The sequence below is a fragment of the Tautonia sociabilis genome, assembly GCF_003977685.1.
GTDB lineage: Bacteria > Planctomycetota > Planctomycetia > Isosphaerales > Isosphaeraceae > Tautonia > Tautonia sociabilis.
Genome location: NZ_RYZH01000009.1, coordinates 33,163 through 49,670, shown reverse-complemented (window position 1 = coordinate 49,670; position 16,508 = coordinate 33,163). Strand labels below are relative to the sequence as shown.

Below are 16,508 nucleotides of genomic sequence, written 5' to 3'. Positions count from 1 at the left end.
ACTCCCCCCGACCGCGATCTTCCTCCCTCCCTGATCCGACGACGTTCCCGGGCGCCCGGCCCGATCGCCGAGAACGGGTAAGATGGAACTGGACGGGCGTGTCGCCGCACGCCCGTGCGCCTGGCCGCGCCCGGGGCGATCGGTTACACTCAGGGGGATGTGTTCGCCGGTACAGCGGATGTGCTCGGCGCCCCGATCACCGGACGTCCCCTCCCGCCCTGTCCCGCGTCGCCCCGCTCCGGCCGAGCGCCTGCCCTGCCACGCCCCGACCTCCGGGGCCGCGTCCCGACCGAGGTGAGCGAGATGCCCAGCGCCCCGCCCTTCGTCCACCTGCACTGCCACAGCCATTACAGCCTGCTCGATGGCGGCTCTCGTCTGCCGGAGCTGACCAGGCGGGCCCGGGCGCTGGGGATGGAGGCACTGGCGCTGACCGACCACGGCAACCTCTACGGCGCCGTGGAGTTCCTGCGCGAGTCGAAGTCGGCCGGGATCAAGCCGATCGTCGGCATGGAGGCGTACGTCGCCCCCCGGCACCGGGGGGACAAGACCCCCGGGGGCGTCCTGAACAAGAAGAACTACTTCCACCTGACGCTCCTGGCCCGCACCGGAGAAGGGTTCCGCAACCTGCTGCGGCTCTCCTCCACCGCCTTCCTGGAAGGGTATTACTACAAGCCCCGCATCGACCACGAGATCCTGGAGCGGCACGCCGAGGGCCTGATCTGCCTGACCGGATGCGTGTCGTCCGAATACTCGGACTTCATCCTCAACGACCGGACGGCGCAGGCAGAAGAACTCATCTCCTGGTACCAGCGCATCTTCGGGCCGGAGCACGTCTTCGTCGAGATCCAGAACAACGGCTACCACGTCCAGGCCGAGCACCTGGAGCGATCGCTCGACTTCGCCCGCCGCCGGGGACTGCCGCTGGTCGCCACCAGTGACGCCCACTACCTGACCCGGGAAGACGCCGAGGCGCACGACGTCTTGCTCTGCGTCTCCTCGGGCAAGACGTTCGACGACCCGACCCGGCTGAGGTTCGACAGCCAGGAGTACTACGTCCGCTCCCCCGAGGAGATGGCCGCGGCGATGCCGGGGCTGGACGAGGCGCTGAAGCTGACGCAGCAGATCGCCGAGTCGGTCGAGCCGAACTACGAGAGCTTCGGCCTGGGCAAGCGCTGCTTCCCCGCCTTCGACCCTCCCCAGGGCAAGACCCCCGACGCCTACCTCCGAGAACTCTGCGAGCAGGGCCTGCTCGACCGCTACGGCGACCCCGTCCCCCCCGAGGCGAAGGAGCGGCTGGACCACGAACTGGGCATCATCGCCCGCATGGGCTTCTCGGCCTACTTCCTAATCGTCTGGGACTTCGTCCGCTACGCCCGGGAGCAGGGAATCCCGGCCACGGCGCGCGGCTCGGCCTGCGGTGCCCTGGTCGCCTACGCGCTGAAGCTCAGCCACGTCGACCCGCTGACATATGACCTGCTGTTCGAGCGATTCCTTGACCCGAACCGCTCCGAGGCGCCGGACATCGACATCGACCTCTGCCAAGAGCGGCGCTACGAGGTCATCGAGTACGTCCGCAAGAAGTACGGCGAGGCCAACGTCGCCCAGATCGGCACCTTCGGCACGCTGAAGGCCAAGGCGGCGATGACCGACGTGGGCCGGGCCCTGGGGATTCCGTTGGCGAAGGTGGAGGCGGTCAAGAAGCTGGTCCCCAACGTTCTGAACATTACGCTCGACGAGGCGCTGAAGAAGGAGCCGGCGCTGAAGGCCGAGGCGGATCGGGATCCGGACGTCGGCCGGATGATCGAGTTCTCCCGACGGCTGGAAGGGACCGTCCGCAACGTGGGCACGCACGCCGCCGGCGTGGTGATCGCCGATCGCCCGCTGCGCGACCTCTGCCCCTTGCAGAAGATCCCGAACAAGGACAAGAGCAAGGAGGTCGTCTCCACCCAGTGGGACATGGGGGACGTGGAGAAGGCCGGCCTGCTGAAGGTCGACTTCCTCGGGCTCCGAAACCTGACGAGCCTGGCCGCCGCCGTGAAGATGATCAACGAGCGGCACCCGGACCACCCGATCGACCTGAACGCCCTGCCGCTGGACGACCCGGACACCTTCGCGCTGCTCCAGCGCGGCGAGACGAAGGGGGTCTTCCAGCTCGAGTCGGCCGGCATCCGCGACCTGCTCATCAAGATGAAGCCGGACCGCTTCGCCGACATCATCGCCACCAACGCCCTGTATCGCCCCGGGCCGCTCAACGGCGGTATGGTCGACAGCTACGTCAACCGCAAGCACGGCCGGGAGGCGGCCGACTACCCGCATCCGGTGATGAAGGACGTCCTGGAAGAGACCTACGGGATCATGGTCTACCAGGAACAGGTGATGCGGATCCTCAATCGCCTGGGCGGCATCGAGCTGAGCAAGGCGTACGCGACGATCAAGGCGATCTCGAAGAAGAAGACGGACGTCATCGCCGCCGGCCGAGAGGCGTTCATGATCGGCGCCGTCGAGCGCGGCCTCTCCCAGGAGAAGGCCAAGGAGATCTTCGACCTCATCGAGTTCTTCGGCGGCTACGGCTTCAACAAGAGCCACTCGACGGCCTATGCCCTGGTCGCCTACCAGACGGCGTTCCTGAAGGCGCACTACCCGACCGAGTACATGGCGGCGGTGCTCAGCTCCGAGATGGACGGCTCGGAGCGGGAGAAATTCTTCGTCGAGCATATCGACGAATGCCGGCGCATGGGGCTGACCGTCCTGCCGCCGAACGTCAACGAGGGGCACGTCGCGTTCCGCCCGGCCCGAGAGGAGAAGACGATCCTCTTCGGCCTGGGGGCGATCAAGGGGGTCGGCTACAAGGCGCTCGAGGCGATCATCGACGCCCGGGAGTCGGGAGGGCCGTTCACCAGCCTCGACGACTTCTGCGAGCGCGTACCCCCGAAGGAGGTCGGCCAGGGAGTGGTCGAGATCCTGATCAAGGCCGGTGCCTTCGACTGCCTGGGCGCCCGTCGCAGCCAGTTGCTGGCGATCCTTCCCCGGGCGGTGCAGGGAGGCCAGGCCCGCCAGGAGGACCGCCGGCGCGGCCAGGCCAGCCTCTTCGACGCCTTTGACGCGGCCGTGGCCGTCGCCGAGCCGGAAACGGCCGTCACCGCGTTGCCCGACGTCCCGGAGCTGTCCGACGCCGAACGCCTGGCCGAGGAGAAGAAGGTGCTGGGCTTCTACATGTCCAGCCACCCCCTGACCCGGCACGAGGCGCTGATCGAGGCCTTCCGCACGCACACCGTCGAGCAGCTCGCCGAGCTGCCCGACAAGGTGGAGGTCGTCCTCGGCGGGATCATCGCCGGCGTGAAGGTCCGCACCGTCCAGAAGTCGCGGTCGGGCCTGACCCGGATGGCCAAGCTCTCGATCGAGGACCTGACCGGCTCCACCCCGGCAATGCTCTGGCCGGAGGAGTTCGCCAAGATGCAGGAACTGGTCAAGGACGACCTGATCTGCTTCGTCCGAGGCCAGCTCAGCCGACAGCGCGAGCCGGCCGAGCTGATCGTCAGCCGAATCATCCCCATCGAACGCGCCGGCGCCGAGCTGTGCCGGGGGCTGGTGGTGCGCCTGACCAAGGGGGCCCACGGCCAGTCGGAACTGGACCGCCTGGGCCGGATCCTCGGCCAGTACCAGGGAAACCTGGAGGTCTACTTCGAGGTCTTCGGCCTTCCCGGCGCCCACCGGGCGGTGTTCCGGGCCGGGGCCTCGTGGAAAGTACGCCACGACGACGCGCTGATCTCGGCCCTGGAGTCGGCCATCGGCCCGGGCAACGTCCGACTGCTGGGGAACCGGGGAGCATCGGCACCGCCATCGTCGGCCTGATCGGTCAGGCCGGCGATCCTTCTTCAAATCTAAATGTGAAGTTTTGAAGAATTGAGTTGATCGGTTCTGTCTGGTTCGCTATGATTTGTCTGAACCTGGTCCGCCCGGGCCGTCGACCCCGGGCCGTTCCCAGGTGAGATCGATTCGGGAGTGGGCCGGCCCGGTCGCGAAGAGTCGCGCCCGGGAGGGTCCGCGACCCACCCAGGACGGACGGCCGTCCCTCGTCACCATCTTCGGGTCGTCGCCGAGGATCGCGGCCCCTCCGCCACGTCGTGCGAATCGGCGACGTTCGATCTCGGCCTCCGAGGGCACACGCCCCCGCGCCTCTCGCCTCGCTCTTCGTCCGCTTCCGGCGGTGCCGCGGGGCCCCGCGACGATCACCGTCCGGGACTCTTGGGGCTGGGGCGGGGCCCGTCGTCTCCATCAGCCGCCCTCCGCGAGGCTGGTGCCGTTTCGTTTCGATCCGATCCGTCCGGCCGATCGCGAGTTCGATCGACTGACCGTCTCCCCACTCTTCGAGGACGCCTCCTCCATGCGATCGCGACGCTCCGCCTTCACCCTGATCGAGCTGCTGGTGGTGATTGCCATCATCGGCGTGCTGATCGCCCTGCTGCTGCCCGCCGTCCAGGCCGCGCGCGAGGCCGCTCGCCGCGCTCAGTGCACCAACAACCTCAAGCAGATGGGGCTGGCGATGCACAACTTCGAGTCCGCGCAGGGGTCCTTCCCCCGGAGCGGCGAGCATCCCGTCACCTGGACCGACGGCCAGACCTATAAGTCGCAGGACTACCACAGCGCCTTCACGATGATGCTCAACTACATCGAGGGCACGAACGCCTACAACGCGTTCAACCTCGAGCTGCGCTACAACTTCCCCGAGAATCTGACGGCCGCGGGCGCGGTGGTCAACACCTTCCTCTGCCCGACCAATCCCCTCTCCGGCGACCGCGGCGGCAGCGAGGGCCGCGACGATTCCGGCTTCGCCTGCACCGACTACGCCATCTGCCCCTATACCGAGCTTGACCTCCTCGGTCGGCCGACCGGACACCCGGAGTACGGCGTCGCTCCCGGCGTCAAGAAGCTGAGCCTCGCCGCCCTGACCTCGAACTCCTATCCGGTGAGCCTCTACTCCAAGTTCTCTCCCAGCGGCAGCCTGACCTACGTCTCGTCGAGCAAGACGGTTCACCTGGATCCGTCCAAGGGCCGGATCGACCCGTTCTACAAGGGCTCGACCATCGCCTCGATCCGCGACGGCACCTCGAATAGCATGTTCATCTACGAGGACACCGGCCGCAGCCCGAGGATGTGGGAGACCATCGGCCAGAACCTCGCCGCCTCCTCCGGCGGCTACCTCGATCCGGTGACCGGCGAGGCCCGGTGCCACTGGCGTTGGGCCGAGCCCGATAGCGCCTCGGGCGTCTCGAAGCTCGTCAACAACAACCGCAATGGCGGCTTCGCCCTCGGCGTGCAGCCCGCCCCCGGTGACTGCCCCTGGAACGCCCACGACTGCGGCCCCAACAACGAGATCTTCAGCTTCCACACCGGCGGCGCCAACGTCTGCTTCGCCGACGGCTCCGTCCGGTTCATCAAGGAGACGATCCAGGGCAACGTCCTCCGCGCCCTGATCACCAAGAACGAGGGGGAGGTCGTCTCGGCCGATCAGTACTGAATCGCTGGTCGCCGGCCGCCTCGGCCGGCGGCCGAAGGACGTTCGAGGGTCGGTCGGCCGTGGCCCGGCATCGTCTGCCTGTTGCCGGGCCGCCGCGTTGCCCTGGCCGCCTTCGGCCCGAACCCTCCCCGCCGGTCGCTTGCGCGGGACCGCCTCGCCTGATAGGATGGGCGGTGCCGCGACCAGGAGCGGACCCCAATCACGGGCCGACGCCTCACGCGACCGCCCAGGAGAGGCCCGTGATCGGATCCGATCGGGCCACTCGGGAGATGAAGGGGGGGCGATCGTGGACGAGCGAGTGTGTCGGGGGCGGGCGGGGGCCATCGCGGCCCGGGCCGCCGTGGCCCTGCTGGCCATCGCCGTCACCGCCGATGGGGACGTGCACGCGCAGGGAACGGCCGGGCTCTTCGTCGTCGGGGCCGACGGCCAGGGGCTGCGCGCCGTGGCGAGGCCGGGGGAGGGGCCGGGCGGATTTGTCCGGGCGGCGCACCCGAGCTGGTCTCCCGACGGTCGGGAGATCGCCTTCACCGCGTTCGACGCCTCGGGGAGGAGGCCCGAGATCCGGATCGTGCCGGCCGGGGGAGGGCCGTCCCGGACGGTGGCCGAGGGAGTGGCGCCGAGCTGGTCTTGCGACGGCTCGAGGCTGGCCTTCATGGTCAGCGGCAAGCCGGCGATCGCCGCCGACTGGTCTCGCCCCGGCCGCAACGACGAGCGGATCGCCGTCGTCCGGCTGGGGGGCCCCGACGACGATCCCGGGCCGGCCGAGGTGGTGGGCTCGGGCCTCTGGCCGCGCTGGTCGCCCACCGACGACCGCCTCGCCTTCTCCAGCCGACGCGGGGCAACCTGGGACATCTACGTCCGCTCGGCCGACGGCCTGGCCCAGAGCCGCCTGACCGACGACCCGGCGATGGACACCGAGCCCATCTGGACTCCCGACGGCCTCGAAGTCGTCTTCCTCTCGAACCGAGGGGTGCGCTGGGACCTGTACCGGGCGTCGGCCGACGGGGGGAGGGAGGTCCGCCGGCTGACCAATCACCCCAGCCGGGAAGACGGCGCCGCGCTGAGCCCCGACGCTTCCCGGGTCGCCTTCACCGACCAGCTCGGCCGCCCCACCAGCCGGATCCTCGTGCTGGAGCTGGCCAGCGAGGTCGTCCTCCCGCTGCTGCCCGATCGCCTGGGGGACCGAGACCCCTGCTGGTCCCCCGACGGTCGCTCCGTCGCCTTCGCCAGCCGGAGGCCGGTGCCCTGACCGGCGGAATCTCCCCCGTCGGGGAGGGCCTCAAGACCGATCTTCCCGTCTGCCGGTCGGCCCCGGCCGCGGGGCTGCTTCGCGGGGAGGCTGCGTCCGGTTGACCTCGCGGTTCGGGAGCGGATAGGCTGCGGCGAGGGCCGGATCGAGGACGGCAGAACGCGGGGAGTGGCTCGGGAGCATCGCCGATGACTCCATTCGAGGTCGAGATGAAGTTCCGGGACGCCGATCACGAGGAGCTGGCGGCCCGGCTGGCGGAACTGGGGGCCGAGCGAGGGGAGCAGGTCGAGCAGGAGGACATCTATCTGGCCCACCCGTCCCGCGACTTCCGTGAGACGGACGAGGCGCTTCGGCTTCGCCGCGACGGTTCCGAGAACCGAGTGACCTACAAGGGCCCCAAGCTCGCCGGCCCGACCAAGACCCGGGAGGAGCTGGAGCTTTCCTATGAGCCCGGCCTGGATGCGCTGGCGATGATGGAGCGGTTGTTCGTCAATCTCGGTTTCCGCCCCGTGGCGACGATCCGCAAGCGTCGCGTCGGCTACCGGCTCGACTTCGAGGGGAGGCCGATGCAGGTCGGGCTCGACTCCGTGGAGGGGCTGGGCTCCTTCGCCGAGGTCGAGGCGATCGCCCACGGGCCGGCCGATCTGCCCGAGGCGCAGCAGTTCGTCCTGGAACTGGCCGGGCGCCTCGGTCTGGGGCCGGATCATGTCGAAATGCGATCGTATTTGCGCATGGCTCTGGAACACCTCGGCGCCTGATCGCCCGCCGGGGCCGGCGGCCGCGTCTCGTCCGCTCCGGTCAGGGTCGGGGAGGGGATCGGCGGATCGCCGATCGGCGGCTCGGGCTCGCCGGGCCGGGCCGGACGATCCGAAAGGCACGCGGACCGACGATCGGGCCGATCAATTCCATGCAAGCGATCCGTGACGCGCCGCCGGCGCCGATGCCCGCCGCGAAGCCGGCCGCGACGGCGATCGACACCCACGGCAGGCGGGCCAGAAGGGTACCGCGTCTCGGGGATCGCTCCGGCATCGGTCGGCGCTCCGGGAGGGGGGCTTCGGCACCCGATCCCGATGCTCGAGGCGGGCGGTCAGCTCTCGCAAGGGGAGGCCGGGGGAGGGCCGTCGAGCTTGCGGACCTCGACGAGGTTGTCGAAGAAGGTGGCGCCGCCGCCCATGTCGGTCAGGGCGGCGGAGGTGGTGGCGTTCACTCCGGAGCCGCCGGGGGAGAGCCTCGACCAGTAGATGCCGGTGCTTGCCGCCGTGCCGGGCCGGACGGCGCCGGTGAGGGCGACCCGGGCGACGAAGCGGCCTCGATCGTTGAACACCTCGGCCCAGTCGCCGTCGGAGAGCCCTCGGGAGGAGGCGTCCTCGGCGGCCAGCTCGATTGTCGGGCCGCCGGCGGCCTTCAGGTGGGACGCGGAGTTGGCGAAGGTCGAGTTGAGGAACTGGGGGCGAGGGGGGCTGAGGAGCTGGAGGGGGTACTTCGCCGCCAGATCCGGTTTCGTGATCGGATCTTCATGCGGTGGAATATAGGTGGGCAACGGGTCGAGCCCGGCGGCCTTCATGCGGTCGGAATACAGCTCGCACTTGCCGGAGGGGGTGGGGAAGACGCCGTCGGCGAAGGGGCGGTAATCCTCCGGGAGGTTCAGGCGGATCGAGCCCTCCGCCTTCAATCGTTCCAGGGAGATCCCGGCCAGGGCCGGGCCGCCGTCGAGGGCCTGGCGCATCAGGGTGTCGTCGTCGGGGAACAGCTTGGGCTCGAAGCCGAGGCGGGCGGCCAGGGCTCGGAAGACCTCGGCGTTCGAGCGGGACTCGCCGACCGGGGCAATCGCCCGGGGGTTGTGCATGACGAAGTGGTGGCCGTAAGACGTGTGGAGATCTTCGTGTTCGAGCTGGGAGGTGGCGGGCAGGACGATGTCGGCGTAGTCGACGGTGTCGGTCGGGAACAGCTCGTGGACGACGGTGAACAGGTCCGCTCGAGAGAGGCCGCGGATGACCTTCGCCTGGTCGGGGGCGACGGCGGCGGGGTTGCAGTTGTAGACGTAGAGCGCCCGGACGGGGGGACCGTCCAGCTCGCCGAGCAGGGCCTCTCCCAGGCGGTTCATGTTGACCGATCGGGTGCCGGGAGGGGAGAGGTCGGGGCGGGTCAGGGCGGGCGAATTCAGCCCGTAGGTGCCGCTGGTCGAGAGCAAGACGCCCCCGCCCCGGTGCCGCCAGGCGCCGACGATCGCCGGCAGGCAGGAGATCGTGCGCACGGCCATCCCGCCTCCTCCGTGGCGCTGAAGGCCGTAGTTGAGGCGGATGAGCGAGGGGTGCTCGGTGGCATAGCGCCGGGCGAGTTCCTCGATCGAGGAGGCGGGAACGCCGGTGATGGCCGACACCCGATCGGGAGCGTACTCCTTCAGGACGCGATCGCGGAGCAGCTCGGCGCCGACGGTGCCTCGGTCGAGGTAGTCCTGGTCCTGGAGGCCGTCTCGCCAGATGACGTGCATCAGGCCGAGGGCCAGGGCCGCGTCGGTGCCGGGGCGGGGCTGGAGGTGCCAGTCGGAGCGGCGGGCGGTGGGGCTGGTGTAGGGGTCGATGGTGATGATCGAGGCGCCGTGTCGCTTGCGGGCCTCGATCATGAGGCTCCAGAGGTGGCTGTTCGTGTTGGCGGTGTTCGATCCCCAGTTGATGATGAGGGAGCAATCGACCACCGCCATCGGGTCGGCGCCGAGGCGGCCGGTCCCCATCGTGTACTCGTAGCCGACGCCGCCGGCGGAGGCGCAGATCGTGCGATCGAGCATCGAGGCGCCGAGGCGGTGGAAGAAGCGGCGGTCGAGGCTCTCGGCCTGGAGCTTCCCCATCGTGCCGTAGTAGCTGTAGGGGAGGATCGCCTCGGGGCCGTCGGGAGACTCCGCGATGGCGCGGAAGCGGTCGGCGATGAGGTCGAGCGCCTCGTCCCAGCCGATGCGCTCGAATCGGCCCCGGCCGGGCCCCTTCGGCCCGACCCGGCGCAGGGGGTGGGTCAGGCGGTCAGGGCTGTAGACGCGATCCAGGTACCTCGCCATCTTCTGGCAGAGGAAGCCTCGGGTGAACGGGTGCTCGCGGTCGCCGCGCAGGTCGGTCGCGACGCCGTTCCGCACGGTGACGACCATGCGGCAGGTGTCGGGGCAGTCAAGCGGGCAGACGTTCTTCACGACGGTCGGCGTGGCGGTGGCCAAGGCGGGAGGATCTCCGATGGGGAGCGTCGGTGGTGGCGTCGGCCTGGCGATCATCCCACCTCATTGTAGAAGGGTCGGCTCCGTCTGTCGCCCCGGGAGTCTGCGCGCTGGGGTCGGGAGGCGGTCGCAATTCGAGTCGAGGGGAGGACACCGGCCGCCCCCGGGACGTTCGCCCGCTTGCCCGGACCGGCCCGGAAGACGACAATAACCGGCATGACCGAAACCCCCTGGCGGATCGCGATCGAGCGAGCGTTGACCCTCCACGGCCCTGACCCCTCCTCCCGGTGGGTGCAATTGGCGACCATCGGCCCCGACGGTGGGCCGACGGTGCGGACGGTCGTCTTCCGGGGCTTCCTCGGCGGCGGGGGGGACGCGATGCGATTCGCCACCGATACCCGGAGCGACAAGGCCTGGCACCTGGCCGCCGACCCCCGGGCCGAGGCCTGCTGGGTGTTCCGGGAGTCCCGAGAGCAATTCCGGATCGCCGGCCGACTCCTCCTGGTCGACGACGCGCACTCCGAGTCGGCCCTCGCCGACGAGCGGCTCGCCTGCTGGGCCGGGCTGCCGACGGCCACTCGCCTCTCCTTCTGCTGGCCCTCCCCCGGCGCCCCCCGGGCCGAGCCGAGGCGATTCCGGGTCCCGACGCCCGACCCGAACCGGCCTCCCCCGAACTTCGCCCTGCTGGTGCTGGAGCCCGACCGGGTCGACCACCTCGACCTCCGGCCCGACCCGCACGCCCGGATCCGCTACCAGAGGCTGGCTCGGGGGGCCTCGGGCCCCTGGGAGGCGGTGGAGATCAACCCGTGATCGGCCGCGACTCGGGCGAAGCGCCGCGGCCTCCCGGTTTCAAGCGAAGCGATCCCGGGATCCGGCCGGCCGGCTCCCCGGGCCACTCCGAGGGAACGTCCCCGTGATGACTCGACGCTCGATCCTGGCCGCCGTGTTGCTGTTCCCGCCGCTCTCGGTCCCCGGCTCGGCCGACGACCCGGAGCCGGCCCCCTCGATCGCCGAGGCGGACGTGAAGCCTCCCCGGGCCGTCCCCGGCGGGGAGGAGATGGGGGGGCTCCACGAGGCCGGCCCCATCCTGCTGGCCGGACAGCCGCGCCGGGAGGACCTGGAGCGGCTCGCCCGCGACGGGGTGAGCGTCGTCATCAACCTCAGGACGCCGAGGGAGATGGCGTCGCTGCCGTTCGACGAGCCGGAGACGCTCAAGACGCTGGGGGTTGACTACGTGCACATCCCCATCGGCCCCGGCGCGTTCGCTCCGAGGCCGGAGGCGGTCGAGCAACTGCACGAGGCGCTGCGGTCCCACCAGGGCAAGGCGCTGATTCACTGCGGCTCGGCCTTTCGGGCGACCCAGCTCTGGGCGGCTCACCTGGTGAAGAACCGGGGCGTTTCCCGGTCGCAGGCGGATGCGTTCACGAAGTCCGTCACCGGAGCGCCGGCGATGGTCGAGCAGTACCTGGGCCCGCTCCCCTGACCCACCTCGGGATCCTGGAGCTTCCTCGATGCGGTCGATCCGATGGCCCTTCCCTTCTCGACCCCTTCCGAGAGCGGACCACCTGCGGGTGACGATCTACTCCCGGGCCGAGTGCTCCTGCTGCGAACGGGCGAAGGCGGTGATCGAGCCCAGGAGGAAGGCTCACGGGTTCTCGGTCGAGGAGGTCGACGTGGACGGGGACCCGGCCCTGGCGGCTCGGTACGGGGAGTCGGTGCCGGTGGTCCTGGTCGACGGCAAGGTCCGGTTCCGGGGCGAGGTAACGCCGGTGTTGCTGGATCGGCTACTGGAGGCCGAGGCCAATCGCGGGGAGAAGGGGCAGGCGAGGGGGTGAGATCGTGGCGTGGCCGATGCCGGACGGGGCGGTGCTGGGCATTTTCGGGAAGCGGCCGGAGCCGGGCCGGGTGAAGACGAGGCTGGCGGCCGAGTTCGGCGACGGCTTCGCCGCCGAGGCACACGAGGCGATGCTGCTGGACACGCTCGACTCCTGGGCCTCCGACCGCTTCCTCGCCCCCGGCGGCCGCCGCGTGTTCGTCTACGCGCCGGCCGACGCCGGCCCGTGGTTCGACCCGATCGTGCCGCCGTCGCTGGCGATGCAGCCGCAGGCCGACGGCGACCTCGGCGCCCGGCTGCGGGCCTTCTTCGCGGGGGAGTTCGAGGAGGGGGCGACCCGGGTCGTCGTCATCGGCTCCGACAGCCCGACGCTCGACCCGTCGATCGTCGTCTCCGCCTTCCTCTGCCTCGAAGGGAAGGACGTGGTGCTCGGGCCGGCGACCGACGGCGGCTATTACCTGATCGGCTGCCGACCGCCGGTGCCGGCGATCTTCGAGGGGGTGGACTGGGGAACCCCGCAGGTGCTCTCGCAGACGCTCGACCGCCTGCGGGGCACAGGACGGTCGCTGGCGGTGCTTCCCCCCTGGTACGATGTCGACGCTCCCGACGACTGGCGGCTGCTCGGTTCCCACGTGAGGGCGATGCGCGCCTCGGGCCTGGACCCGAGCTTGCCCCGGGTCGAGGCGCTGCTGCCCCGGGTGCTGCCGGGGGCCGCGGCGCGGTGATCGGCGTTGGGTCCGATTCGGGAGGGCGGACGGACGGAGCGCGGCGAGCGATGCGACGGCTGATCTGGCTGGCCTTCGCCCTGACGGTCGCGCTGGCCGCGATCCGATCGGCGCTCTTCCTGGCGCACTCGGCGATCGCCTTCGTCGACCCGCTGGAGGCGTTCTACTTCGAGGCGGTCTTCGTCCAGTACTGCTGGCGGGTCCGGGTCGGGGAGCCGATCTACCTGGACTACCGCAACCCGCCCTACGTGGTGAACTTCTTCGCTCCGCTGTATTTCCTGGTCGTCGGGGGCCTGGGGAGGCTGGCCGACGCCGGTCCAGAGGCGCTGGCCCGGATCGGCCGGGCGGTGTCGATCGCCTCGGACCTGGCGGCGGCCGGGGTGGTCGGCGTGGCCGCCGGGAGGCGGTACGGCCGGGGAGCGGGGCTGGTCGCCGGGCTGATCGGGCTCAGCTCGGCCCCGCTGATGCCCTTCGGGCCGATGGTGAGGCCGGACCTGATGGCCGACGCCCTGGGAATCGCCGGCTTCCTCGCGGCGATCTCCCCGAGGGCGGCCCGGCGGTGGCTGGGCGGGGCCTTGCTCGTCTTGGCGACGATGACCAAGCAGACGGCGGGCATCTACCTCGTCTCGGCGGTCGTCGGCCTGGTGCTAGGAGGACGCCCTCGGGCCGGAGGGGCCCTGGCGGTGGGGGCGGCGGCGGCGATCGGGGCGATCGTCGGGCTGGGGTGGCTGGCGACGGGCCCCTGGTTCGCCGTCTCGCTGCTGGCCAACCTGGCCGAGCCGGCCTCGCCCCCCTACTGGCGGATGGTGCTGGAGGGGATCCGCGACCGGGCCCCGGAGCTGCTGATCTTCCCGGCCCTCGGGCTGGTGCTCTGGGCCTTCCAACGGCCGAGGGAGCCGGCGCTGGCGGCCCTGGCGGTGCTGGTGCCGGCAGCGGCGGTGATCACCTCCAGGAAGGTCGGCTCGGACCTGAATTACTTCCTCGGCGCCCGGCTGGTGGCCGCCCTGGCGGCGGGGGCGGTCTGGGGGTGGCTGGCCTCGGGGAAGCGGCAGTGGGGGGAGCGGCCCCCGGTCCTGGCGGTCGGGGCGGCCGTGCTCGTCGCCGCCTTGCTCGTGCCGGGGCTCCGGGACGCGGTTCGGGTGCTGTCGGGGTCGGTGGCCGAGGCCCGGTTCTACGCCTCCGACCGGGGCCGGGCGACGCTGGAGGCCCACCGGCTCCTCGACGAGCTGGCCTCGGACCCGAACCACCCCATCCTCACCGACTGCGGCCCGATCCTGCTGCACATGGGGACGAACGCTCCGCTGATCGACCCCTGGCTGTTCCGGGACCTCTGCATGAGGAAGCGGATCCGGCCGTTCGACATCTCGGCGATGATCACCCAGTCCGATTTCGACGCGATCATCTCGGTGGGGGACCTGCTCGACCGCGACGCCCTGACCCACCACTTGCTGCTCCCCCCGGACCTGATCCTGGAGACGGTCGAGACGTACCGGCCGGCCTTCGCGATCGCCCCGGGGGACGAGCGGTATTCGCTTTACGTGTACCTCCCCCGCGACCCGACCCGGCCGGCGCCCCCTCAGATCGAGGCCGCTCGTCGCCTCGCCCCGGAGACGATGCCGACGGGCTCGGGAGGCTCCCCTCCCCGATCCGGCGGACCCGGATGACTCTGGGGGGAGGCGCACTCGAGCGCCTGTTCATCGCAATGATCAGAGAGCAGAGAGCCGAGACTTCTGACCCGAGCGTCGGCCCCAGGGCCAACCCTCGGACTTGCTCTCTGCCCGTTGCGCTCTCCGCCAAGATCGCAGCCCCGAGCGTCGGCCCCAGGGCCAACCCTCGGACTTGCTCTCTGCCCGTTGCGCTCTCCGCCAAGATCGCAGCCCCGAGCGTCGGCCCCAGGGCCAACCCTCGGACCTGCCCTCTGCTCGTTGCGCTCTCCGCCAAGATCGCAGCCCCGAGCGTCGGCCCCAGGGCCAACCCTCGGACTTGCTCTCTGCTCGTTGCGCTCTCCGCCAAGATCGTAGACCCGAGCGTCGGCCCCAGGGCCAACCCTCGGACTTGCTCTCTGCCCGTTGCGCTCTCCGCCAAGATCGCAGCCCCGAGCGTCGGCCCCAGGGCCAACCCTCGGACTTGCTCTCTGCTCGTTGCGCTCTCCGACTTCCGGCGATTACACCGCCTCCTGGGGATCGATCGGGACGACCGACCATGCGCCTGGTGCTCCGGCTGCTGCTGCTCACCTGCCTGGCCATCGCGCTGGCCCGGGCCTATGCGTTCCTGGGGTATGCGGCGTACCAGGTCGTCTCGCCGGCCGACGCCTACCACCTGGAGCCGAAGATGGCCCACCTGGCCTGGCGGGTCCAGCACGGGAGGGTCCTCTACCCCGACTGGCAATCGGGGCCGAATCACGTGACCAACTTCTTCTCGCCGCTGTACTTCCTGGCCGTTGGCGGGATCGGCCGGCTGCTGGATGCCGAGCTGGAGGGCCTGACCCGGATCGGCCGAGTGGTGACGATCGCCAGCGGGCTGGCCGCGGCGGCGCTGGCCGGACTGGCGTCGGGGAGGCGGGAGGGGCGGTTCGCCGGGCTGTTCGCCGGGATCGTGGCGATCGGGGCGGCGCCGATGATCGGCTTCTCGACGATGGTCCGGCCCGACACGACGGCCGACCTGCTCGGCTTCGCCGGCTTCCTGGCGGCGGTCGGCCGGGGCAGGCCGGGCCGGGGCCGCCTGGCCCTCGGCGGAGCGCTGCTGCTGGCGGCGATCTTCGCCAAGCAGACCGCCGGCCTGTACGCCGCGGCGGCGGTGCTGGCGCTGTGGCTGGTCGGCGAGAGGAGGCGGTCGGCGATCCTGGCCGGGGGGATCGCCCTGGCCTCGGCGGCCCTCGTGGCCGCGGTGACGATGACGGTCGAGCCCCGGTTCGCCGCCGATCTGCTCGGCGAGGCGGGCACTCCCTCCTCGCTGGAGAACTGGAGGCGGATCCTCTGGCGGCTCTGGATCCTGGGCCGAGAGATGCTGCTGCTGACGGCCGTCGGCGTCCCCTTGTGGGTCGTCCGCCGTCGCCGAGACCTGCCGCTGCTGCTGCCCCCGGCGGCGCTGATGCTCTGCTGCTCGACGGCGGTCCTCCTGAACTACAGGGAGGATCCGATCCTGATGCTCACCGCCTCGCTCGTGCCGATCGTCGTCCTTGGCCTCTGGGCGGCGATCGAGCCGGACCGGCCCCGGGAGGTGCCGCTGGCGACCCTGGCCGCCGTCTTGCTGATCGGCTCAGCGGTCGCGGCCCTGAAACTGGGCTCGGAGCTGAACTACTTCATGGGCCTCCGCCTGGTGGCCGCGCTGGCGGCCGGGGCAATCTGGGGAAGCGTGCAACGGTATTGCTCCTCCCCGGAGCCCGGCCGATCGGGAGCGGTCAGGAGCGTGGTGATGGCGGTCGGCCTGGGTGTGCTCGGCTACGGGATGATTCCCTCCCTGGTGCACGCGCTGGAGCAAAAGGGAAACGTCCGCTCGCTGGTCCGCTTCGAGCGCGGCCCCGGCGGGGTGTTCGTGGAGGCGAGGCGTCAGCTCCAGCGGGTGGCGGCCGACCCGGGCGTCTGGCTCCTCTCCGACAGCGGAGAGATCCAGCTTCGCCAGGGGGACCGGGCGGCGTTCGTCGACCCCTGGCTCTTCCGCGTGATGGTCGAGTCCGGCCGGATCCGGCCCGACGCGATCCGGCAGCGGCTCGAGGACCGAGGCTATGAGCTCGTGATCACCACCAAGGACCTCTGGGACGCGGTCGAGCCCTACGACTCCTACACCTTCGGCCTCCCCCCCGAGCTGGCCGACGCCGCCCGCCGGAACTACCGGCTCATCGGCCGGCACGGCGGCCTGTTCGTCTACCGGCCGATCGAGACCCCGGCGCCTCCCCTCGAGCGCCAGGGCGGCTGATCCCAAATCCCGGATCCCGGAAGAACCACCCCTGGCTCTTCCCCATCCTGGTGGAGGACGAGGTGATC

Annotated in this window: 11 protein-coding genes; 10 read left to right on the top strand and 1 reads right to left on the bottom strand. The window is 70.8% G+C overall.

The features are described from left to right. Positions 1-303: 303 nt before the first annotated feature. From dnaE to cyaB, 4 genes are all read left to right on the top strand, one after another. The gene (dnaE, locus tag TsocGM_RS06420) at positions 304-3,852 is read left to right on the top strand and encodes a DNA polymerase III subunit alpha (RefSeq protein WP_126724478.1); all 3,549 of its coding nucleotides are present in this window, start codon (positions 304-306) and stop codon (positions 3,850-3,852) included. Between the two features lie 532 nt (positions 3,853-4,384). Further along, positions 4,385-5,518 (top strand): DUF1559 family PulG-like putative transporter, encoded by a 1,134-nt coding sequence (locus TsocGM_RS06415; protein ID WP_126724477.1) that lies wholly within the window; start codon positions 4,385-4,387, stop codon positions 5,516-5,518. 286 nt (positions 5,519-5,804) lie between these two features. Beyond that, positions 5,805-6,767 (top strand): TolB family protein, encoded by a 963-nt coding sequence (locus TsocGM_RS06410; RefSeq protein WP_126724476.1) that lies wholly within the window; start codon positions 5,805-5,807, stop codon positions 6,765-6,767. Positions 6,768-6,955: 188 nt separating this feature from the next. Next, positions 6,956-7,525 carry a class IV adenylate cyclase gene (gene cyaB, locus TsocGM_RS06405; RefSeq protein ID WP_126724475.1) on the top strand — a complete coding sequence of 190 codons (570 nt, stop codon included), beginning with the start codon at positions 6,956-6,958 and terminating at the stop codon, positions 7,523-7,525. 329 nt (positions 7,526-7,854) lie between these two features. On the opposite strand, the gene TsocGM_RS06400 is transcribed toward cyaB, so the two are convergent. Beyond that, positions 7,855-9,969 carry a molybdopterin-containing oxidoreductase family protein gene (locus TsocGM_RS06400; protein ID WP_233578454.1) on the bottom strand — a complete coding sequence of 705 codons (2,115 nt, stop codon included), beginning with the start codon at positions 9,967-9,969 and terminating at the stop codon, positions 7,855-7,857. Positions 9,970-10,182: 213 nt separating this feature from the next. Between TsocGM_RS06400 and TsocGM_RS06395 the strand changes: the two genes are divergently transcribed. The 6 genes from TsocGM_RS06395 (at position 10,183) to TsocGM_RS06370 (ending at position 16,440) form a co-directional block, all read left to right on the top strand. Next, positions 10,183-10,776 carry a pyridoxamine 5'-phosphate oxidase family protein gene (locus tag TsocGM_RS06395; RefSeq protein WP_126724473.1) on the top strand — a complete coding sequence of 198 codons (594 nt, stop codon included), beginning with the start codon at positions 10,183-10,185 and terminating at the stop codon, positions 10,774-10,776. A gap of 106 nt (positions 10,777-10,882) precedes the next feature. Beyond that, entirely contained in the window at positions 10,883-11,449 is a 567-nt protein-coding gene (locus tag TsocGM_RS06390) for a beta-lactamase hydrolase domain-containing protein (RefSeq protein ID WP_126724472.1), read from the top strand. Positions 11,450-11,537: 88 nt separating this feature from the next. Next, the gene (locus TsocGM_RS06385) at positions 11,538-11,801 is read left to right on the top strand and encodes a glutaredoxin family protein (protein ID WP_233578447.1); all 264 of its coding nucleotides are present in this window, start codon (positions 11,538-11,540) and stop codon (positions 11,799-11,801) included. Positions 11,802-11,805: 4 nt separating this feature from the next. Then, complete coding sequence (locus TsocGM_RS06380) at positions 11,806-12,525, top strand: TIGR04282 family arsenosugar biosynthesis glycosyltransferase (protein ID WP_126724470.1); 720 nt, start codon at positions 11,806-11,808, stop codon at positions 12,523-12,525. Between the two features lie 50 nt (positions 12,526-12,575). After that, a complete protein-coding gene (locus TsocGM_RS27550; protein WP_126724469.1) occupies positions 12,576-14,189 on the top strand; it encodes a hypothetical protein in 1,614 nt (537 codons plus the stop codon). Positions 14,190-14,727: 538 nt separating this feature from the next. After that, positions 14,728-16,440, top strand: coding sequence for a hypothetical protein (locus TsocGM_RS06370; RefSeq protein ID WP_126724468.1), 1,713 nt, complete (start codon positions 14,728-14,730; stop codon positions 16,438-16,440). Positions 16,441-16,508 lie beyond the last annotated feature (68 nt).

Coding starts and splice junctions, on each gene's coding strand:
- dnaE (WP_126724478.1), top strand. CDS start 304: ATGCCCAGCGCCCCGCCCTTCGTCCACCTGCACTGCCACAGCCATTAC.
- TsocGM_RS06415 (WP_126724477.1), top strand. CDS start 4,385: ATGCGATCGCGACGCTCCGCCTTCACCCTGATCGAGCTGCTGGTGGTG.
- cyaB (WP_126724475.1), top strand. CDS start 6,956: ATGACTCCATTCGAGGTCGAGATGAAGTTCCGGGACGCCGATCACGAG.
- TsocGM_RS06395 (WP_126724473.1), top strand. CDS start 10,183: ATGACCGAAACCCCCTGGCGGATCGCGATCGAGCGAGCGTTGACCCTC.
- TsocGM_RS06390 (WP_126724472.1), top strand. CDS start 10,883: ATGACTCGACGCTCGATCCTGGCCGCCGTGTTGCTGTTCCCGCCGCTC.
- TsocGM_RS27550 (WP_126724469.1), top strand. CDS start 12,576: ATGCGACGGCTGATCTGGCTGGCCTTCGCCCTGACGGTCGCGCTGGCC.
- TsocGM_RS06370 (WP_126724468.1), top strand. CDS start 14,728: ATGCGCCTGGTGCTCCGGCTGCTGCTGCTCACCTGCCTGGCCATCGCG.